Here is a 20265-nt window from a genome sequence, read left to right on the forward strand (position 1 = left end):
CATCCTTCTCCCCCTCACCGGGGCCGACGACCTGGAGTCTGTCATGTCGGTCGCCCTGGACTTTGCCCGTCGTTTCAACGCGCATCTTTCCGCCGTCGTCGTCGGCTCTGACCCGACAGAAGTTGCAACGCTGGCTGGCGAGGGCATTTCTGCCGGCATGGTGACGGAAATGATCGATGCGGCCGCTACGGAAGCCCATCGCCGTGCCATCCGGATCCGGCACAGCTTCGATACCTTCGTGCACCAGAACGGCATCCGCCGCGTCGAAGCCTCCAAAATCGGCATGACGCTCGGAGAAGGTGTCAGCGCCAGCCTCGAAGTACTGGATGGAACCGAGCATGATGCCCTGACATGGCGTTCGCGTCTGGCGGACATGACGCTCGTGCCGAATCTGATTTCTGCCACGGATCCGCGTGCCTCCGAAACGCTGCACGCCATTCTCTTTGACAGTGGCCGTCCGCTCGTCATTGCGCCGCCGATTGTTCCCAAAACAGTTGGCAGCCGTATTGCCATTGCCTGGAACGGCACGCCGGAAGCGTCCCTCGCCCTGCGTTGCATTCTTCCCTGGGCCCATACGGCAGAAGCGGTGCAAGTGCTGACCTGTCAGGAATACCAGCGTCGTGGCCCGACGGGTGACGATGTGGTCCGTTATCTGCGGATGCATGGGATTTCTGCCACGACGCAGGCCTGCGATCCCATCAACAAGGATGTCGGTGCGGGTCTGCTCAAGGGAGCTGAAAACTTTGGCGCGGATATGCTCAGCATGGGCGCCTATTCTCATTCGCGCCTGCGCCAGATGATTCTTGGGGGTGTGACCCGTCATATTCTTGAGAACATGAAACTGACCGTTCTCATGAGCCGCTGACCGCAGATCATGCGTCTTTTTCCGGAGTTCTGCGTTGGAACCGTCATCTGACGTTTCACACAGACTTCCGGAAGGACGCTCCATGCTTTCCCGATTAGCCGCTCCGCTCTTCTGCCTTACCGCTCTTGCGACTGCACCCGCGCAGGCCATGGATACCGGTCTTTCAGCCGATATTTCCTCTTTTACACTTCAGGAACCAGCCGGTCGCCTGAGCCTGCACCTCGTCCCTTCCACGACGCTGGTTTCGGGCTACGGCAGTTCTTTCTACGGCCGCAATCCGCAGACCGGCAGCATCACCCTACAAACCGATGGTCTTCAGCCGCCTGTTCGCGGCACAATCGCGCCTGAGACATTGCTGCGTGAAAACTCAGCCTGGTACTTCCAGCAGACATCCTCCGACATGGAAGCGGCTTTGCACATCGACCGCTTTCCGGAGAACAGCCACATCACGATTGGTCGGCTTACCTCCCAGCAAGGCACCATTGCCGAGTTGAGAGTCGAAGGCGACCGGGTTCTGGCTATCGTAAACAACGGGACATCCACTCAGAATGTGGTCGCCGGAACCGTTTATCCGCACCAGACCGTCCGCTATGCCATGCACACAACGCCCAATGGCCTGCTCGTGATTTCCGTCAACGGAACGGCGAGTCATTTCTCGCTGCCTTCTGCCGCCACAACGCATGCCTTGTGGTTTGAAGCCGTCGCTGGTGAGCAGGGATTCCATCGACCAAGCCATTCAGATGCGGCACGCGTGACTTTCACAGGACTGCAGGTTCACCATCAGGCTGCCTGAGCTTCTGTCACAGAGTTTTGCGAGCCAGCCCGGACCATGCTACCCGACTGCCCATGATATCGCCTGCGCGCATGATCCGTATCTGGCTGGGTGCCAGCCTGCGTTCCACACGCTGGCAGGTAAGCGGTTCACGAGCCTCCCGGGACCTTCTGCAACAGCCGAATCAGGGAACGGTAGTCGCTTTCTGGCACCGCTCCCTTACCCTGGCTCCGGCCCTCTGGTTCTGGGCGACCGCTCACGAACCTCGCCTGAAACTCAGGGTTCTCATTTCCCGGAATGCTGACGGCCTCCTGATCGCCGATGCCGTGCGTCCCTGGGGAATTATCGGCATTCACGGGTCTTCTTCCAGCAAGGGCAAGGATAAAGGTGGGGCGGCCGTTATGCGGACCGCTCTTCGGGAACTGAAGAATGGTGCCTTCGTCGCCATTACGCCCGATGGACCGCGCGGCCCGGCCGAAGAAGTCCAGCCTGGCGCCGTAGCGCTTTCCCGTCTGGCAAACTGTGCCGTGGTACCCATGGGCCTGGCGTGTAATGGCATCCATCTCCCTTCATGGGACAGGATGCTGTTTCCATTGCCTTTCGGCAGAGGATCAATGGTCACGGGAGCACCACTTTTTCAGCCGGATGCGGAAACCCTGCGGAAAGCGCTCGATGCTGTCTCGCAACAGGCCGAAGACAATGTCCGGAAACAAAACCTGTCCGTGATGGACCGCCTTTGGGGAGCAGTTGGGACCTTGCTGGCCCCTTCCCTCACCATTATGCTGCGCATCCGCGTACACCGGGGGCGCGAGTTACCGCACCGACTGCGTGAACGCATGGGACTGGGTGGCGGTCTGAGGCCGAGCGGTTCACTGCTGTGGATTCATGCAGCGAGTGTCGGAGAAACGCTCTGCGCCCGTCCTTTGATGGACGACCTTCTGGAGCGACAGCCCGATCTGAAAATTCTTTTCACAACGGCAACCGTCACGGGAGCGGAAATTGTCGCCGCTCACCCGGAATTCGGAAAGCGTGTCCTGCATCGTTTCATCCCGCATGATGTCCCCCGCTGGTTCGGACGCTTCCTCAAGCGCTGGAAGCCGAATGGGGCCGTTTTTGTAGAAAGTGAACTCTGGCCGGGGATCATTACGGCCTGCTGCCGTCGGAACATTCCCACGATGGTGGTCAATGGTCGCCTGTCTGACCGTTCAGCCCGACGCTGGGCCAAGGCTGGCACCCTGACACGCCGGATGTTCTCACGCCTGACCTGGGTGGCGGCGCGCGGCCCAGAAGACGCTACGCATTTTCGCAGCCTTGGCGCCAGTCCGGTTTATGAAGATGGTGACCTCAAGCAGGATGCGGCTCCCCTGTCGTGTGATGAGCAGGAACTGAAGCGCCTGAAGGCCCGGATCGGCGATCGTCCGGTTTTCGTGGCGGCCTCCACCCATCCGGGCGAAGAAGAACTGGTTCTGGAAGCTGCCGCGATTGCGCGACAGAAACGTCCCAACCTTCTGACCATTCTTATTCCGCGTCATCCTTCCCGCGGGGAAGAACTGGCCCAGCGGTTCGGCTTTCCCCGCCGATCCCAAGGGCAGGACCCAAGCGCCACAATGCCTGTCTGGATAGCCGATACACTCGGAGAGCTGGGGCTGCTCTATCGTCTGACAGACAGTTGTTTCATCGGGAATTCCCTGACTGGCAAAGGCGGCGGACATAATCCGTTTGAACCTCTTCGTCTGGGGATCCCAACCGCGACTGGGCCGTTAATGGATAACTGGCGCGAAGCCATGATTCTGCTTCAGGATTATCTTCACATCGTCAGGGATGTCGCTACTCTGGCAGAGTGGATGAACGCACCACCCTCCACAGCCTCGACGGCGGGGCTTCAGCGCTCCGTGGTGTCAAGGCTGAGCCCTCGCATTCTGGAGACACTTGGACGATGAAGTTGCAGGCGCCGCGATTCTGGTCTGCTCCCCGGATAGGGCCTGCCGCGTTCCTGCTGCGTCCGTTCGGAACCATCGCGACTCGTCTGACACGCCGTCGCCTGAAAAAAACCGGGTTTCAAGCCCCAGTTCCTGTTCTGTGTTGTGGCAACATCACGGTAGGCGGGACAGGCAAGACACCCCTGACTCTCGATCTCGTCCAGCGCCTCATCGAGCGTGGACATCACCCTCATATTCTCAGCCGTGGCCATGGCGGACGCGAGCGTGGGCCACTGGAAGTCAATCCAGGGCGAGCCAGTGCACGGGATGTCGGGGATGAACCGCTACTCCTCGCTCGCGCTGCACCAACATGGATCGGGTCGGACCGTGGGCAGACCGCGCGTCTGGCGGTTGGCCAGGGTGCTGATTGCCTCGTCATGGATGATGGCTTCCAGAACCCCAGCCTGCACAAGGACATTTCCATTCTGGTTGTGGATGGGTCCGTGGGATTCGGGAATGCACAGGTCATGCCGGCAGGTCCGCTGCGTGAACCGGTTATGGATGCTCTGAAACGGGCTCAGGCCGTGGTCATCATTGGCGAAGACCGCCACAATCTGCTGCTGACCCTTCCTCCGTTCCTGTTCAAGACACAGGCCCGGCTTGTTCCTGGACCCGAAATCAGGAGTCTTCAGGGACGCCGCGTCGTTGCCTTTGCCGGCATCGGTCGGCCGGAAAAATTCTTTTCCATGCTGCAGGATGCAGGTGTCACGCCCGTGCGTTCCCTGCCTTTTCCAGATCATCACACCTATTCAAACAACGATATCCAGCGCCTTGAAACGCTGCGCCGGGAGTCCGGCACCACTCTCGTGACCACAGCCAAGGATGCGGTCAAACTTCCTCCTGCCTTTCGGGCGCAGGTCACGGTCGTCAATGTCGAGCTGCTCTGGGCAGACCCCAAGGCACCGGACCATATTCTGGATCTGCTTTTTCCCCTGTCATGACCTCTCTTTCATATCGGGCAGAAGCCCTGATCGTACGTATCCTGCTGGGCGGGCTCCGTATTCTGCCACCTTCCGTGGCCTCCACTCTCGGGGGGGCGGTAGCCCGCACTCTTGGGCCATTCCTGCCCGTTTCCAAAGTAGCAGACCGCAATCTTCAGATGATCATGCCGCAGATGACCCGCGAGGAACGGCGTAGAACCGTCCGGGACTGCTGGGAGAATCTGGGCCGAACCGTGTCGGAGTTTCCTCATGTCGGGCGCCTGAAACAGAATACGCCTTCTGGCCCCGGCTGGCAGGTTGAAGGTGCAGAACATCTTGAGGCAGCCAAAGCCACAGGACGACCGATCATTTTCTTTTCCGGCCATATCGGAAACTGGGAATTGATGCCGCCTGTCGTGGCCCGCTTTGGCATGCCATTCGCCTCCTTCTACCGGGCGGCCAGCAATCCCACCGTGGATTCCATCATTCATGTTCTGCGACGGGAAGCCATGGGGGCAGACGTTCCGATGTTCCCCAAAGGCTCCAGAGGTGCGCGCGCTGCCCTCAGGCACCTCTCAAAAGGAGGCCATCTCGGCGTACTGGGTGACCAGAAAATGAACGATGGCATCGAAGCCAAGCTGTTTGGTCGCCCCGCGATGACGGCTTCGGCCACCGCGGTGTTTGCCCTGCGACATAATGCGCTGATCGTGACCGGTCATGTGCGTCGCGATGGCCCGGCGAGACTCGTCCTTGTCGTGGATGAGCCCATTGACTTCCAGCCGACAGATGACCGTCAGGCGGACATCCTGGCTCTGACCCAGCGACTCAACGACCGTCTTCAGGAATGGATAGAGCAGCGACCCGGTTCCTGGCTCTTGCTTCATCGCCGCTGGAGCAAGGATCTGTATCGGAATATGACAACAACATGTTGAGCTATGCGTTTTTCGCATGGCAGATTTGCCACAGTGGGGAAAGTTTATGTCGCCAAAAGGGGTTTTGGCGTCATTTAAGATTGTGAAAGGCCCCGTTTGGATTTTAGCCTGACCTCATCGCAATCACCGGGCCCTTTCGCCCCGCTTTGATGAGGACTTTCCTGATGGCGCAGGCAACTCCCCTTCTCGACCTTTCACCCGCTTCCATGGGCTGCAATGTCGTGACCCTGAGACAGGGCGTGCTTCCTCGCCACCGCGAATATCTGTCCCGTTGGCTCGAAGCTGGAATGCGGATGGGTCTGTTCGATGCGGAGATCACTCCGGTCGATTCCGGTGTCACCAATTTTGATGGAACGACCCCGATTGAGCATGTTCTCGTCTGGGTCCGTGAAAATCCTGACCCGGCTTACATGCTGCGTCCACAAGGCATGCGCTGGGTTCTGATCGATCATCTGCGGAATCACGAGTTGGGCAGCTATGCCAGCTTTGAACTGGCTCTCCACACCATTCGTCCTGTCCTGCCGCTGGCAGAAACATACGCCGCCTGACAGAGTCTCAGGGGAGTTTCCCCTGATGCGCGGCCTCCTGGATTTTACACCGAGGCCTCGAATACAAAAAAACACGCGCTGATCGCCGCAGACGCGTGTTTCTTCTCCTGAAAAATAACGTGTCGTCTTAGCTTGGACGGGTAGCAATATCCCGCGATGCTGGAACGATAATACGGGCGCCGCCGCCACGCTGGATCTGGAAAATCGCCAGTGCGCGGGTCACATGGCCATCGGCACGCAGCCGGAACAGGCCGTCCACCCCCATGTAACCGTCCGCCCGCGTCAGAGCCTCCATTGTCGGACCGCCCTGCTTCATCAGGCTTCCGGCAAGAGCGGCTGCGTCATAGGCGAAATCCGTTACAGGAGACGGGGCCTGATGATAAACGGCCTTGTATTGCCCCACATATCCGTTGCGATCCTTCGCGTCCGGCGCGGCATACCAAGCGCCATGAAGAGCACTCAGCTTGCCATCAAACGCCTTCCAGAGTGCGGGGCCCATGATCTGAACCTGACTGGAATCAATGTGATCATCGCGTAGAGCTGTGATGATGTGACCGAGCTCCACACCGGTATCGGCCAGAACCAGGGCATCAAACGGCGGCGGCGGAACAGGAGGCGCTGCGACAGGCTGGGGGGGAGTTGCCTGAGCTGGATTGGCTGGAGCAGCCGAATCGGGGGCAGCGTCTGCGGTCGGATCCACGGCAGAAGGACCAGACGGGATTGTTGGCGCAGGAGCTGGAGGCTGGCGGTTTGCAATATCAGACAGGCCCTTCATGCCATCGTCGATATTTTGTGCATCCATTGTATGGAAAACGATCTGAGGATCTTTCAATCCGTCATCACTGCAAGCGCGTTGAAGACCTTCAGCCATGGCATGGCCGAGCGCATTGTCAGGCAGGAAAGCAGCAAACGTTTTGCGTCCTGTCGCACGGGCGGCATCCACCATACGGCGAACCTGCTGTTCCGGTGTAAGGCCCATGACCCAGACACCCGGCCGAGCCTGTGTCGAGTCGCTTGTGAATGCCAGAACAGGCTTTCCCGCCTGAACAGCCAATGGCGCGACAGCTGCTGTTTCCGTAGCCGTCAACGGTCCGAGAATCATCGCGTCTCCGCGGGACAGCGCATCATGAGCGGCCTGCGCAGCGCCACCGGCTGCGTTACTGTCATGAACGTCCAGCGCTGGGGAACCCTGTGCAGAAAGGGCGAGCTTGGCTGCGTCGCGCATACGACCACCAATGGCTCCGTAACGTCCCGTCAGCGGCAGAATCAGGCCGACTTCGTGTGCACCCGGGGCCTGACTGGCGCCCGGAATACCGCCAACGCCCGGGATCAGGGAGGAGCCTCCCCCCGAGCATGCCGTGAGCGTCAGAAAGGTTCCAGCGGCGAGGCCAGTGCTTACACCCTTGCGCAGACGGCTCATCGGTCCAGAATAGACCCTTGAGTTCGTCACCGAGGATGCAGATGTCCGAAAAGTCATGTTCCGCTGAAACTCCCTTGAGCGATACGGCTGAAATGTTAACGGCCGCCCCGCCATCGGAGCATGGCCCGAGAGTGGGGGGACAACTGATATTGGTTGCGACGCCAATCGGCAACCTGGCCGATATCAGCGAACGCGCGATCGAAACCTTACAGGGCGTTGAGGCGATTTTATGTGAAGATACGCGCGTGACGGCAAAATTGCTGCTATCACGCAATATCTCCACCCCAACCAGAACGCTGCACGATCATAACGAACAGGATCGTACCCCGTTTCTTGTAGAAAAACTTTCTGCGGGCGCGCGATACGCCGTCGTGTCAGATGCTGGCACCCCGCTCGTCTCAGATCCAGGATATCGACTGGTCCGGGCAGCAATTGCGGCTGGCATTCATGTCACGGCGATCCCGGGCCCGAATGCCGTTATCACCGCACTGACCCTCTCCGGGCTGCCGCCGCTGCCGTTCATGTTTCTGGGCTTCCCTGCCCCCCGCAGTGAAGCGCGCAAAACCGGTTTTGCTACACTCCGTGCTGCGGAACAGGCTGGTGTCCGCTCAACGCTCATCTGCTACGAAGGGCCACATCGTCTTGTCGAAACGCTGGAGGACCTGATTACTGTCTTCGGTCCCGATCGTGAGGCAGCCGTTGGCCGCGAACTGACGAAGCGTTTTGAAGAAATGGTGCGTGGAACACTGGCAGAGGTGCTGGCTCATTTCCAGACCACAGCTCCGCGCGGCGAAATCACGCTTCTGATTGGTCCGTCAGCGGAAGACGACAGTGGAGCGGATGATCTGGACACACATCTTCGCGAAGCGCTGGAAAGCCACTCCGTCAAGGATGCAGCCTCGCTGGTCGCAGGTATTATCAAGCTCCCCAAGCGCACGGTTTATGCCCGTGCACTGGAGCTCTCAAAAGAAATGAAGAGCTGACTGATCAGTCTTCGGATTTTGGAAGCGTGAACAGAGACTGGGACACGCTTCCACCCGTCTTCACATCAGACAGGGCGATACGCGTCGTGCGGCCTTGTGCGTCCACGACTTCCCACCCCAGCAGAGCCAGCGGCGTTTCCGAGAAAACAAGAGTCAGATTGCCCTCACCTGGATTGTCGGTTTTCTCAACCTGAAGATGGATCTGGCCGCCTTTACGCTCAAAGCCGGTCACCGTCACATCGCCGGACAATTTCAGATCAGGGCGAAGCAGAAGACCCAATGGCGTACGGTCTAGAGGGATAGCAGTAACCTGCCCGACGCTACGGTCCTGAAAGATGACTTTGCCTTCGTTGGCCACCAGCAGAAGAGGACTCGGGCTGTCGTAATCGAAGCGCATACGCCCCGGACGATCCAGCGTGGCCGTCCCACCGACGGTCTTACCGTCAGGAGCGATCTGCTGGAACCGGGCCTGAAGGACCGTGATCTGACCCAGCGTATCCTGAATACGCGCCACCCACCCCTGATCGACTGGACGGAGCTGTACGGGGACAGCCTGCGCCAGAGCAGGAAGAGGCAGAGCTGCGACGGATACGAAAGCGCTCGCTAATGCGGCGCGGAAGAAAAGACGGTTCATCATCCCTCTGGAACTACCGATCGGCGGGACGGGTTGCAAAAGTCCCGCCTCCCTCGATGCATAACGCGTTCCCACAAAAACCGGAATGTTGGCTTTCGGCCTCGCCTCAGATAGCGGCTTCGCGGAACAGCGGCTTCACACTGCCACCCCATGCGCCTTCGTAGAGCGCCAGCCAGTACTCGGCCTGATTCGGGCCACCATCCGCGATGAGGTGTAGAGGATCAAGGAACTGCGCCTCGTTGCGGACACGTGCGCGCAAGCCCTGCTCGGCGAGTGCCACAACGCGCTTGGCCAGAGCCTTCAGCCCCCCGGGGAACTCAGCCTGCATACCTTTCGCTGGCACTTCAGCCCGAAGCTGCTGATAAACTTCCCACTGCTGTTCCAGAACCAGCTTTTCAGCGGCTTCCAGCGTCGCTGCATCATAGAACAGACCAACCCAGAGCGCAGACTGCGCGACCATCATTTCAGGTCGGCCAGCGTCTGCCCCGCGCATTTCAAGGAACTGCTTGAGGCGCACATCCGGGAAAACCGTCGTCAGATGATCCTCAAAGTCCCCGATCGTGGGCGTCAGACCTTCCAGACCCGGCTGTGGCTCACCATTCAGCCAGCGACGGAATGAACAACCGCTGACATCCAGATTTTTTCCATCCCGCGCTACGAAATACATGGGCACATCCAGCGCCCAGTCCACGTATTTCTCGAAACCAAAGTCTTCCCCGAAGAACAGCGAAGGCTGACCCGCCCGCTGGTTGTCGGTGTCCGTCCATATCCGGGCTCGGTTGGACAGGAACCCGTTTGCCTTGCCTTCCACGAATGGCGAATTGGCAAACAGAGCTGTCGCCAAAGGCTGTAGGGCGAGAGACACACGCATCTTGCGGGCCATGTCGGCTTCATCGCCAAAGTCCAGATTGACCTGCACGGTGCAGGTCCGCGTCATCATGTCCAGGCCAAGACTGCCGACCTTCGGCATGTAGTTCCGCATGATGGCGTAGCGGCTCTTGGGCATCCATGGCATGGAATCGCGGCTCCACAGCGGCTGGAACCCGAATGGCAGGAAGCCAATTCCAAGTTCGGCAGCCGGACCGCGAATCAGGTCAAAATGCTCCTGCATTTCAACCTGTGTTTCCTGTAGCGATACCACGGGAGCGCCCGAAAGCTCGAACTGCCCCGCAGGCTCCAGGGAAATCGACCGGCCTTTCTGGCTGTTCTGGCCAGCCAGACCGATCAGGGCTTCGCCGTCATGAATCGGGGTCCAGTCCGGCCCTTTCAGCTTCTGAAGAAGAGCGCCAATACCCTTGGGCTCGTAGGGAGGAGCCGAAAGCGGCTCACGCCCGTCATCCTGTCCCGGTAGCACAAACCCGAACTTTTCATGTTCAGTACCAATCTTCCACTCAGACTGCGGCTTGGAGCCACGCTCCAGAACCTCGACGAGCTGCGCCCGATTCTCGATCGCTGCGCTGTTAGACGTGCCGGGATTGGACATGGCGGTTTTGCCTCGGTTTGAAATCGTTGTTCGATATTGATTGAACTTGTAGCAGTTCAGACGGTCCTGTCACCCTCAGGCGCCACGTCTGAGTGCCAGACGGGCCAGCCCCGCACAGACAGCCGTTTCAGCCCGCAGGACGAGCGGCCCCAGGGAGAGGGCATGCACAGCGGGATGACGCTGAAGCATCGAAACCTCGGCGTCGGAAAAGCCGCCTTCCGGCCCGATCAGTAGAGCCGCCGCCTTCTCGGGACCCTTTTCACCGGGTCGCCGCTCCAGTGCGGCAAAAAGCGGTTTGTCGTTCGGCCAGGTGGACAGAACGGTTTTCAGGGGCTCGAGCGGCAGGATTTCGGGAATATCCAGACGCTCGCATTGCTCGGCTGCTTCGCTGGCAATCAGGGTCAGACGATCCAGATTCAGGCGATGGGTATTGGTCCGCTCCGTAATGACAGGTCGGAAGCAGGTCACACCTAGTTCGGTTCCCATCCGAATGACGAGCTCGGTCGCATCGCGTTTCAGCGGCGCAAACAGAAGCTCTACCCCTTCCGTCGCCTGGGGAGGACGCTCCATTGTTCCGAAAACGATTGTCCCGCGGTCTTTCCGTAGGGTCTGGATTGTTGCTGCCCATTCCCCGTCCCGCGCATTGAAGACGCGAACAGCGTCTCCTGGCCCCTGTCGCATGACATTGCCCAGATAATGGGCCTGACCGGCGGGGAGCGGAAGTTCAAGCCCTTCAGAGAAGGTGACATCCGGCACTTCAAGATAAAGACGGGGATCAGATCGGCTCATCCTTCCCGGATAGCGCGCAACAGCCATTGACGGAAGCGCCTCTGCCCCGCATCAGGGGCTTTGATGAGTAAAACCCGCCCCCATACCGATATCAGCCTGACAGGCTGGACCGGCCGCCTGCCTGAGCCCTGGCGGTCCTACGCGCTTCTGGCCCGGCTGGATCGCCCGGTCGGAACGTGGCTGCTCTTCCTCCCGGGCGTGTGGGGGCTTTTCCTTGCACCGGATGCATCACTCGGACTCCGCGTCCTTTACACGGCACTCTTCGCATTCGGCTCCCTTGTCATGCGCTCTGCCGGATGTGTCGTAAATGACATCTGGGACCGCGATATTGATGCCAAGGTCGCCCGGACTGCCGGCCGCCCATTGGCCAGTGGCGCGCTCTCCCTGAAGCAGGGGCTCAAGCTACTTGCGTTCCTGCTCTTCTGTGGTCTGTGTGTTCTGCTGTGCCTGCCCGTCGCCTGCTGGATCCTGGCTCCCTTCGCACTGGTACTTGTGGGTCTATATCCTGCAGCAAAGCGGGTCACATGGTGGCCTCAGCTTGTCATGGGTTTCACCTTCGGTTTTGGTGCCCCAATGGGCTATGCCGCCGCAGGTGGACGCCTCGACGGGAACGGTGCTCTGCTTTATGGGGCCGTCATCCTCTGGCAGCTTGGCTTCGATACCATCTACGGCTTTCAGGACATGGATGATGACGCGCGCATCGGCGTGCGTTCAACGTCCCGCCTCATGGAAAAGCGTGCGAAACCCTTTATCGCCACCTGTTATAGCCTGATGCTGCTGGCTCTGGGGCTGGTCGCCATCCATACCCATCTGCATCTCGGCTTCTGGCTATTCTTCGCAATCGCAGGTCTGCTGCTTCTTCAGCAGGCCCGCACACTTGACCCCTATGACGCACCGAACTGCCTGCGTCAGTTCAAGCAGAACGTCCCCATCGGTTTCCTTCTGGCTCTTGCCTTTATCTGCGGAAGACTTTGAACATTATGTCAGTCAGACTGCAGGACCCCGCGGCATTCATCCGCGAAAACACGGCAGTCGAAAGCGCCGGACTTGTTCCGGAAATTGCTCTGCATCTGGCCACAGACATCACGCCAATCTGGCAGGCCAGCGAGGCTTTTCTCGAAGCGCATGGCATTGAACCTCCCTTCTGGGCTTTCGCGTGGCCCGATAGCCAGCTTATCGCACGTTATATTCTGGATAATCCCGAACGTGTCCGGGGCAAGCGGGTTCTGGATGTTGCATGTGGATGCGGTCTGGCCGCCATCGCTGCGGCAAAAGCCGGAGCGTCTGTTGCGGAGGCCAACGATATTGATCCGATGGCTTTGGAAGTCACAGCACTCAATGCCACGCTCAACGCGGTCAACGTGAAGCTTCTTGCTGGAGATCTCGTCGGTTCAAAGCCTGACTGTGATCTGCTGGTTATCGGGGATGTCTGTTACAACGAGGCCATGGCCGCCCGGATCATGCCGTGGCTGCTGGAGTGCGCTCAATATTGCGAAGTCTGGCTCTGTGATCCGGGACGGCACTATGCGCCCAAGCTGGATCTGGACATCCTGATTCAACAGAACGTCCAGACCACTCAGGAGCTGGAAAGTGCCGACCAGCGCACGACGACGCTGTTCAGTCTACGAGGTATTTCCGCCCAAGACTGATTGCAGCCCCCGTCAATGCTGCAATCGTCGCGCCCCCAAGGCAGATAAAGGCAGGATGGGGGAAGATCGTGAAAAGAGCTGCCACAAGCAGAGCGCCAGTCGTCTGACCGCCAAGGCGCGCAACTGATAGCATGCCACTGGCCCCACCTTCCCGTCCCGCAGGGGCAGACACCATGATGGCACGGTTGTTGGGAGGCTGGAAAAGCCCAAAACCACAGCCGGCCAACAGCGTTCGCCACGCAATCGCAGCATTGCTAGCGTCGAGTGGAAGCAGCCAGAGCAATAGGAAGCCAAAAGAGGTCAAAAGCAGCCCCAGGGAAGACAGGACAGACGCCGGAAAGCGATCAGCCATTTTCCCAACCACGAACGACATCACCGCCACCCCGACAGCCCAGGGCGCAATCAGAAGCCCGATCGTGGAATCGCCGCGATGAAAGGCTGACGCCAAGGTGAAGGGCATGGCGACAATGTAAAGGTTGGAGGCCACAAAGCCGAGAAAGCCAACGAGGCAGGCCAACAGGAACGGACGCCGCGCCAGAAGATCCACGGGAACAATCGGCTCCCGGCGCCCCTTCTGATACCGGAGCAGTAGCCACCAGCAGATCAAGCCAGCACCTGTCAGCAACAATCCCGGCAGGAAATCTCCGTGCATCAGACCATCGAGACCGATCCCGAGCAGCGCAAAAGACGCCACGGTCAGGATTGAGCCGGGAATATCAGCCTGTATTTCGCTTCGTGGCGTCTGCGGCAAGGCAAAATGCGCCATGACAAGGGCGGCAAGGGCAAGAGGCAGGTTGATCCAGAAAATCCATGGCCACGTTGCAACGGAAAGGACAATCGAACCAATCGTCGGCCCAAGAGCCACGCCGATGCCAACGAACAGCCCGTTCAGGGCAATGCCCTTGCCAAGTTCTGCGTGCGGATAAATGAACCGCACGAGCGCGATGTTCACGCTCATGATACACGCACCGCCGACACCCTGAAGCGCGCGGGCCAGTGTCAGTTCCAGCAGGTTCTGGGAAAGCGCGCAGCCAACGGACGTGATGAGGAACAGGAAGATGCCAATCTGGCTCATGCGGGCAAAGCCCACTCTCGCGCCGAAAGATGCGAGAGGCAGCAGGCATGACAGATTGGCGAGCTGATAGGCGTTCACCACCCAGATTGCCCTGGACGACGGTGCGTTCAGGTCGTGGGCGATAGAGGGAAGCGCCACATTTGCAATGGCGTAATCCAGAACGGAAAGGAGCAGTCCAAGAAGAACGGCTGACATGGCTTTGACACGCTGGGCTCCGTAAAGCCCAGCGTGTCGTTGTGGATCGGAGGCGAGATCACTCTCTCCAGCCGTAGCGGCTTTCATCACGATTAACGTCCCAGATCCTTCAGTTTCTTACCGGCGAAAAGATTGGCTTCCAGTGTCTCAAGGGAGACACCTTTCGTTTCCGGAACCATCATGAGCGTGACAAGCACGAAAAGTCCATTGAACGCAGCAAACATAATAAAGGTGGATGCTGCCCCCATTGCCACGATGACCATCGGAAAAGTCTTGGAAATTAGCCAGTTTGCCCCCCAGTTTGTGACAGTGGAGCAGCCAATTCCAAAATCACGTCCCCGCGTTGGCTGAACTTCAGAACACAGGGTCCAGACCAGCGGTCCCTCACCAATTGCGAATCCGGCAACGAACAGCAGGACAAATCCGCACAGGGCAATCTGGGCCTCAAAGCTCGATGCCCCTACTTCCAGCAGTACGCCGACGCCCAGCAATGCGAGACCGGCAATAACGCAACTCAGGATGAGAAGCGGGCGACGTCCCCACTTGTCCACGCAGGCAATGGCCACACCCGTCAGAATCATGTTCGTCAGACCAACAAGTGTGGTGGCCCAGATAGAGGCATTGACGCCGAAATGAGCGGCCTGAAACACGCGCGGCGCATAATACAGCAGCGCATTGATCCCGGTCAGTTGCTGCATGACCTGAAGAAGCATACCCAGATAAACAGAGCGGCGGAAATTGGGATTGCTGCGGAACAGACCAAACCCGGCATCACTGCTTTTGTTCAGACGCGCCTGAATATCGGCCAGTTCAGCCTCTGCCACTTCTTCATCAGACCGCAGACTGTTGAGCACGCGACGCGCATGATCCTTGCGCCCCTGCATCATGAGCCAGCGTGGACTGTGCGGAAGGATCAGAACGATTCCAAGGAACAGCGTCGCTGGGACAGCCATAATCCCGAGCATCCAGCGCCAGTGCTGGCCGCTTGCAAGCAGACTGTCTGACACAAACGCCAGAAAAATGCCGAGTGTGACCATCAACTGGTAGAACGAGATCATGGACCCACGAGCGGATTCAACGGTAATCTCGGAAATGTAGAGCGGTGCCGCGAATGCAGCGAGCCCGACGGCGAGCCCCAGGAAAACGCGCCCGACAATCAAAACCAGCGGAGACGGCGCCAGAGCACACAGCAGGGTCCCAAGCAGGAAGAGGATTGCTGCCATAAGCATGGCGCCTGTGCGACCATACTGACTGGAAACGCGACCGGCGATGAGGGAACCAAACGCGGCGCCGGCCATCATGGAGGAGACGATCCACCCTTGCAGAGCATCGCTTGCATGGAAATCTGTAGCGATAAAGGGCAATGCGCCTGCGACGACGCCCGTATCAAGACCGAACATCAGACCGGCAAGTGCCGCCATGATTCCCAGTGCCGTGGCACGTGCCGTGCTGCGTTGAAGCTCCCCCGAAACGTCCTCACTGCGAACCGCAGCAATCCCGACCATAATTCCTATTCCTCATCCTTAACTCAGGCCTGACTGATGGCTGGCAGCCTTTCTAGGGCCGAATACCAACCATCGCCAGTCTGTGGAGAGGGATTAGATATACGAAAACAGGGAGTTTTATAGTCCAGTTTCGCCATTCTGTTCCGGTATGCGTACGATGCATAACGGAACAGAAATGGAAATCACTTATCTGCGTAAGGATTCTTCGTGCCGCGCAGCTGGATACGGATGGGCACGCCAGGCATGTGGAATGTCTCTCGCAGACCATTCACCAGATACCGCTTGTAGGCATCCGGCAGCATCTCTGCTCGTGTTCCAAACAGGAGGAATGTTGGTGGACGCGCCTTGACCTGCGTCATGTAACGCAGCTTGAGGCGGCGACCATCGACCAGTGGTGGCTGATGGCGATCCAGCATTTCCTCAAACCAGCGGTTCAGTTCACCCGTCGTGACGCGCGAATTCCAGATTTCGTAAGCCTTGCGCACGGCTGGTAGCAGACGATGAACACCTGCCCCCGTCAGCGCAGAGAACGTCACCACGGGAATGCCACGGACCTGAGCAAGGGACGTCTCGATCCGGTCGGAAATAGCCTTGCGGGTCGCAACGCGATCTTCGACAGCATCCCATTTGTTCAGCGCCAGAACGCAGGCACGGCCTTCTTTCTCAATCAGGCGGGCAATCTGCAGGTCCTGCTCATGAACACCAAGCGTCGCATCAATGGTCAATACAACCACCTCTGCCATCTTCAGCGCTTCAATAGACGCGGAAACTGACATGCGCTCAAGATGCTGCTCAACGCGGGCACGTTTGCGCATTCCAGCTGTATCGACGAGACGGATCGGGCCGTGTTCATCATGCAGGTCCACGGAAATCGAGTCACGGGTCAAACCGGCTTCCGGGCCGGTAATCATACGTTCCTCGCCCAGCAGGCAGTTCAGAAGCGTTGATTTTCCTGCATTCGGACGACCAACAATCGCAAGATGCAGCGGACCAGGCGGACGTTCTTCCTGCTCTTCGGCTTCTTCCGGCCCTTCATCACGGCGACGACGACGTTCCTGACGGGGTGCGTCAGGAAGGCGATCAACAATCTCGCCCATAAGATCACTGATGCCTTCGCCGTGCTCGGCAGAGAGAGCCAGCGGCGTACCAAGGCCGAGGGAATAGGCTTCCAGAGCCGCATCCGTACCTGCCTGCCCTTCCGCCTTGTTCGCAATCAGCATGACCGGGCGGTTCTGACGACGTAGCCAATTGGCAAAATGGGCATCAGTCGGCGTGATACCGGCACGGGCATCAATGCAAAACAGAACCAGATCCGCCATGGAGACAGCGGATTCGGACGAAGCCCGCATACGGCCAAACAGCGTATCCGGAGCGGCTTCTTCAAGACCGGCCGTATCAATGATGCGGATGCGACGACCACGCATGAGGGCTTCGCCCTCCTTGCGGTCGCGGGTTACGCCCGGCTGATCGGACACAAGCGCCTGACGGCGCCCGACAAGCCGGTTGAAAAGAGTGGATTTCCCGACATTCGGGCGCCCGGCGATAACTACGATGGGCAGGTTCTCAGAGGTCATTTATTCAGCCATAGGCCCGCAGAACAGCATCCTGGGACAGTGTCAGAACCAGACCGTCACAGACGATTGGCTGAACCTGGCATGGCGCCGTGGTTTTACGGGTCGATTCAATTTTGCCAGTTACGGCATCAACAATCACCATGCCTTCCTGAGGCAGGGTAGAGAAACAGAGCAGCTTGCCGTTCACCAGAAGAGGACCGACCCACTGGACGGCCTCCTTCTGCACTTCCTGACGGCGGAAGCGACGAAGCTGTGTAATCCAGCGCACGTGACCCGACAAGCGATCAAGGCAGGCGAGCTGCTGATCCGTGGAGAGGACAAACATCCAGTCTCCACAGATTGTCAGGGGCGTCTGCCCACTAACTTCACGCTCCCACAAGCGACGGCCGGACCGCATATCCACGGCCACGAGAACGCGGGACATAGAGATGGCGTAAGCCGTACCGTCCTTGATGACGGGGGCGCCACGGATGCAAGAAAAGTCCAGCATGGCGCCCATGCCATTGGCACCGCCAAGGCTGTCGCTCCAGACCATCTCACCAGACGTTGCACGCAGGGCAACAAGGTCACCGCTGCCAAAACCTGCAAGAACCACGCCATCGACGATAGCGGGCGCGGCCTGACCAAAAACGACAGTGTCCGCACCGGTCGCCTGATACGTCCAGACCTGCCGGCCCGTCGCAGCTTCCAGCGCAAACAGGCGCTCATCAATTGTTCCGAAAACGACCAGCCCATCGGCAATGGTCGGAGCGGAACGACCCGGAGTACCAAGATCGACCGTCCACTTGATTTTGCCCGTGGCTGCCTCGACGGCAAGCGCCTGAGCCACACCGTCCACGATGTAAAGCGTGTCACCATCCAGAGCGACACCGCCACCGATATTGGTGGAACGGGACTTGCGTGGCGCTGGCTGATGCGACCAGAGTTGCTTCATGCCCGGCCACGTCCATGCCTTCACGACGCCCTGGGCATCTGTTGTGAAGATCCGACCATTTCCGATCACCGGCGGTGACTGAATCGCACCGCGGCTGTTCGGCATGATGGCGACCATGGACAGGAAGCTCGTCGGGTTGACCTCGGCGCCGATCGAACGGCTCCATTTGAGGTTGGCTCCGCTGCCAATGGCGTTGACCGAAACATGATCCGGTGTGCGGTCAGGCTGAAGCCATTCCGTTACGGCCTGCGGCGCCGAGAGGCTGATGGGCGTATGATCTTCCGGGTCAACGGTCAGACCAGCGCCGGTAGACAGCACGTCAATACGATGCCCGGCCAGCATGGGCTTCTCATCGTCATTGAAGAGGCTGCACCCACCCAGTGCTGTCAGGGCAGCACCGGAGCACGCGACCTGCAACAGAGAGCGACGGTTCACGGTCGAGGAAGATCGGTCAGGGCGGCGCATCAACCAGCGTCTCCAAAGGTTTCAAGCAGGGCCTGTGCACGGGCACGAACCCCTTCAGGGGCAGCGGCATTACCACTGATCTGCGTCAGAAGACGCTGGGCTTCTTTCTGCTGATCGGCGGTTGCGCCCGATCGCAGATCCAGCCCGGCCAGACCTTCCTGCGCCAGTACTCCCCAGGCCCCGCCATTCTGGGCAAGTCCTTCATAACCGGGACGCAGCGTCTTCGGGTCTGCCGTATTGGTCTGGGCGTTCAGGACCATGTAACGCGCCATGTCCTTCAAAGCAGGTTCAGCAGCAGAATCGGCCGCGACGCTATTCCAGGCTTTCAACGCAGATGCCGTATCGTGATCCTGCATCTTAAGGTCAGCCAGACGCAGTGCGGCATAGGAGCGCACACCGGCGGGACCATGATCGGCCAGATCCTGGAAAGTGGCTTCAGCCTGCTGCGTGACAGACTTGTCATGCTTGGGATCAGCCAGCGTTTCGAGTGCCGTGAAATACCGGGCGGAAGCCGCACCCTGCGCCGCCTTGCGGGCATGAGTCTGCCATTCCCAGACACCACCGCCGATCGCGCCCACGACGACGACACCTGCCACGACAGCACCCCATCGACGTGCAGCTGCCCGTAAGCGCTGAAGCCGAATTTCCTCGTTCACCTCTGTGATGAAATCGTCCGCCACCTGGTCCCCTGTTGGATCGGTTTTGTAAAGTTCTGGCGGAACCATACAGGTGCCGCACGTTTGCGGCAAACGCTTCGCTTGAGAAGCTGTTACCGAAAGAAATTCAGGACCGCTTTAGGGCTTCCTTAACCCCTGCCAGACGATCTTCTCCGGCATGAAGAAACCAGCCCTGCTGCTGCCATCCGCCCTGATGCTTTGCGCTCTCGGCGGATGTGCCCCGGACCGTATTGCATCTGCCATCACCGGCAAGGACTGCAACACGGCCTATCTCTATGATGACGAAAGCTTCTGCTCCCGCCCCGTCGGACCGCCCCCTCCCCAGCCTTATTGTACGACCAGCTTTGAAGGGACAGACTGCTGGGCCAGACCGGATCTGATGCCTAACGTAGCCCGCCAGACCTATGAAGGCCCGACGGGTCTGACGCCCCTGCAAAATCAGACGCGTATGGGCCAGTAACGTTTTTTAGTGATGTCCAAGCTTGCGCCCAGCGGCTGTTAGTTCAGCGGACAGCTTCTGGAACGACCCGGCAATGCGGGACTGCACAGCCGCACTCGCCGTATGAATATGCGAGATCTTGGCGCTCGCTTCCTGACTGATGGCGGTTTCTTCGCGATTGGCCTGCCCTGACACGCAGGCGTTATAGGCCCGGGCATCTTTTTCGTAAGCCGTCACGCGGTCCACGCTCTCGTTGTACTGGGCGACGGTCCCGGCCTTGACCGTGGGTGCCGTTGGCTCGGCACCACATTTAGGCGCACTCCAGCCGGAGTCGGCAGCCATGGCTGTGCCAGCAGCAAGCGCGGACAGAAGAGACAGGCCGCAAAGCGCGGCGACGGGACGAATCATAAAGCTCCCTTTCATGGTC

The 20265-nt window shown here is 59.2% G+C and carries 20 protein-coding genes; 10 read left to right on the forward strand and 10 right to left on the reverse strand.

Annotated features, from left to right (window positions below):
- The first annotated feature begins 43 nt into the window (after positions 1-43).
- From B7444_RS09875 to B7444_RS09900, 6 genes are all read left to right on the forward strand, one after another.
- Positions 44-865, forward strand: coding sequence for a universal stress protein (locus B7444_RS09875; RefSeq protein ID WP_224777834.1), 822 nt, complete (start codon positions 44-46; stop codon positions 863-865).
- A gap of 82 nt (positions 866-947) precedes the next feature.
- Entirely contained in the window at positions 948-1658 is a 711-nt protein-coding gene (locus B7444_RS09880; RefSeq protein WP_007282280.1) for a polysaccharide lyase family 7 protein, read from the forward strand.
- Positions 1659-1729: 71 nt separating this feature from the next.
- The gene (locus B7444_RS09885; protein ID WP_231502915.1) at positions 1730-3577 is read left to right on the forward strand and encodes a glycosyltransferase N-terminal domain-containing protein; all 1848 of its coding nucleotides are present in this window, start codon (positions 1730-1732) and stop codon (positions 3575-3577) included.
- A gap of 2 nt (positions 3578-3579) precedes the next feature.
- The gene (lpxK, locus tag B7444_RS09890) at positions 3580-4557 is read left to right on the forward strand and encodes a tetraacyldisaccharide 4'-kinase (protein WP_371859456.1); all 978 of its coding nucleotides are present in this window, start codon (positions 3580-3582) and stop codon (positions 4555-4557) included.
- Positions 4554-5468 (forward strand): lysophospholipid acyltransferase family protein, encoded by a 915-nt coding sequence (locus tag B7444_RS09895; protein WP_007282283.1) that lies wholly within the window; start codon positions 4554-4556, stop codon positions 5466-5468. The genes lpxK and B7444_RS09895 overlap by 4 nt, the downstream gene beginning before the upstream one ends.
- A gap of 164 nt (positions 5469-5632) precedes the next feature.
- Positions 5633-6016, forward strand: a complete 384-nt coding sequence (locus B7444_RS09900) for a hypothetical protein (RefSeq protein ID WP_016737746.1) — start codon at positions 5633-5635, stop codon at positions 6014-6016.
- Between the two features lie 127 nt (positions 6017-6143).
- Here B7444_RS09900 and B7444_RS09905 read toward each other — a convergent pair whose 3' ends face one another.
- Positions 6144-7436 (reverse strand): penicillin-binding protein activator, encoded by a 1293-nt coding sequence (locus B7444_RS09905; RefSeq protein WP_007282285.1) that lies wholly within the window; start codon positions 7434-7436, stop codon positions 6144-6146.
- A 149-nt stretch (positions 7437-7585) separates the two neighbouring features.
- Here B7444_RS09905 and rsmI point away from each other — a divergent pair, with 149 nt between their 5' ends.
- Positions 7586-8419: a 16S rRNA (cytidine(1402)-2'-O)-methyltransferase gene (gene rsmI, locus B7444_RS09910; RefSeq protein WP_007282286.1), complete on the forward strand. Its 834-nt coding sequence runs from the start codon at positions 7586-7588 to the stop codon at positions 8417-8419.
- A gap of 4 nt (positions 8420-8423) precedes the next feature.
- On the opposite strand, the gene B7444_RS09915 is transcribed toward rsmI, so the two are convergent.
- From B7444_RS09915 to B7444_RS09925, 3 genes are all read right to left on the reverse strand, one after another.
- On the reverse strand, positions 8424-9056 hold the full coding sequence (locus B7444_RS09915) for a LolA family protein (RefSeq protein ID WP_007282287.1): 633 nt from the start codon (positions 9054-9056) through the stop codon (positions 8424-8426).
- Between the two features lie 103 nt (positions 9057-9159).
- The gene (locus B7444_RS09920; RefSeq protein WP_007282288.1) at positions 9160-10536 is read right to left on the reverse strand and encodes a glutamate--cysteine ligase; all 1377 of its coding nucleotides are present in this window, start codon (positions 10534-10536) and stop codon (positions 9160-9162) included.
- Between the two features lie 75 nt (positions 10537-10611).
- The gene (locus B7444_RS09925; RefSeq protein ID WP_007282289.1) at positions 10612-11352 is read right to left on the reverse strand and encodes a 16S rRNA (uracil(1498)-N(3))-methyltransferase; all 741 of its coding nucleotides are present in this window, start codon (positions 11350-11352) and stop codon (positions 10612-10614) included.
- A 36-nt stretch (positions 11353-11388) separates the two neighbouring features.
- Between B7444_RS09925 and ubiA the strand changes: the two genes are divergently transcribed.
- Together ubiA and B7444_RS09935 are read left to right on the forward strand one after the other, a co-directional pair.
- Positions 11389-12300 carry a 4-hydroxybenzoate octaprenyltransferase gene (ubiA, locus tag B7444_RS09930; RefSeq protein ID WP_007282290.1) on the forward strand — a complete coding sequence of 304 codons (912 nt, stop codon included), beginning with the start codon at positions 11389-11391 and terminating at the stop codon, positions 12298-12300.
- 5 nt (positions 12301-12305) lie between these two features.
- Positions 12306-12974, forward strand: coding sequence for a class I SAM-dependent methyltransferase (locus B7444_RS09935; RefSeq protein WP_007282291.1), 669 nt, complete (start codon positions 12306-12308; stop codon positions 12972-12974).
- Here the strand turns inward: B7444_RS09935 and B7444_RS09940 are convergent.
- The 5 genes from B7444_RS09940 to B7444_RS09960 form a co-directional block, all read right to left on the reverse strand.
- Positions 12943-14331, reverse strand: a complete 1389-nt coding sequence (locus tag B7444_RS09940) for an MFS transporter (RefSeq protein WP_048855158.1) — start codon at positions 14329-14331, stop codon at positions 12943-12945. The two genes, B7444_RS09935 and B7444_RS09940, sit on opposite strands and share 32 nt — an antisense overlap.
- A gap of 5 nt (positions 14332-14336) precedes the next feature.
- Positions 14337-15749: a sugar porter family MFS transporter gene (locus tag B7444_RS09945; RefSeq protein WP_007282293.1), complete on the reverse strand. Its 1413-nt coding sequence runs from the start codon at positions 15747-15749 to the stop codon at positions 14337-14339.
- A 182-nt stretch (positions 15750-15931) separates the two neighbouring features.
- Positions 15932-17323 carry a ribosome biogenesis GTPase Der gene (der, locus tag B7444_RS09950; protein WP_007282294.1) on the reverse strand — a complete coding sequence of 464 codons (1392 nt, stop codon included), beginning with the start codon at positions 17321-17323 and terminating at the stop codon, positions 15932-15934.
- A 4-nt stretch (positions 17324-17327) separates the two neighbouring features.
- Positions 17328-18722 (reverse strand): PQQ-binding-like beta-propeller repeat protein, encoded by a 1395-nt coding sequence (locus tag B7444_RS09955; protein ID WP_007282295.1) that lies wholly within the window; start codon positions 18720-18722, stop codon positions 17328-17330.
- Positions 18722-19402 carry a tetratricopeptide repeat protein gene (locus B7444_RS09960; RefSeq protein ID WP_231502914.1) on the reverse strand — a complete coding sequence of 227 codons (681 nt, stop codon included), beginning with the start codon at positions 19400-19402 and terminating at the stop codon, positions 18722-18724. The genes B7444_RS09955 and B7444_RS09960 overlap by 1 nt, the downstream gene beginning before the upstream one ends.
- 154 nt (positions 19403-19556) lie before the next feature.
- Between B7444_RS09960 and B7444_RS09965 the strand changes: the two genes are divergently transcribed.
- Positions 19557-19859 carry a hypothetical protein gene (locus B7444_RS09965; RefSeq protein WP_007282297.1) on the forward strand — a complete coding sequence of 101 codons (303 nt, stop codon included), beginning with the start codon at positions 19557-19559 and terminating at the stop codon, positions 19857-19859.
- A gap of 6 nt (positions 19860-19865) precedes the next feature.
- Here the strand turns inward: B7444_RS09965 and B7444_RS09970 are convergent, their stop codons facing one another.
- The gene (locus tag B7444_RS09970) at positions 19866-20246 is read right to left on the reverse strand and encodes a hypothetical protein (RefSeq protein WP_007282298.1); all 381 of its coding nucleotides are present in this window, start codon (positions 20244-20246) and stop codon (positions 19866-19868) included.
- Between the last annotated feature and the right edge of the window lie 19 nt (positions 20247-20265).

The sequence above is a fragment of the Gluconobacter thailandicus F149-1 = NBRC 100600 genome (assembly GCF_000964465.1).
GTDB lineage: Bacteria > Pseudomonadota > Alphaproteobacteria > Acetobacterales > Acetobacteraceae > Gluconobacter > Gluconobacter thailandicus.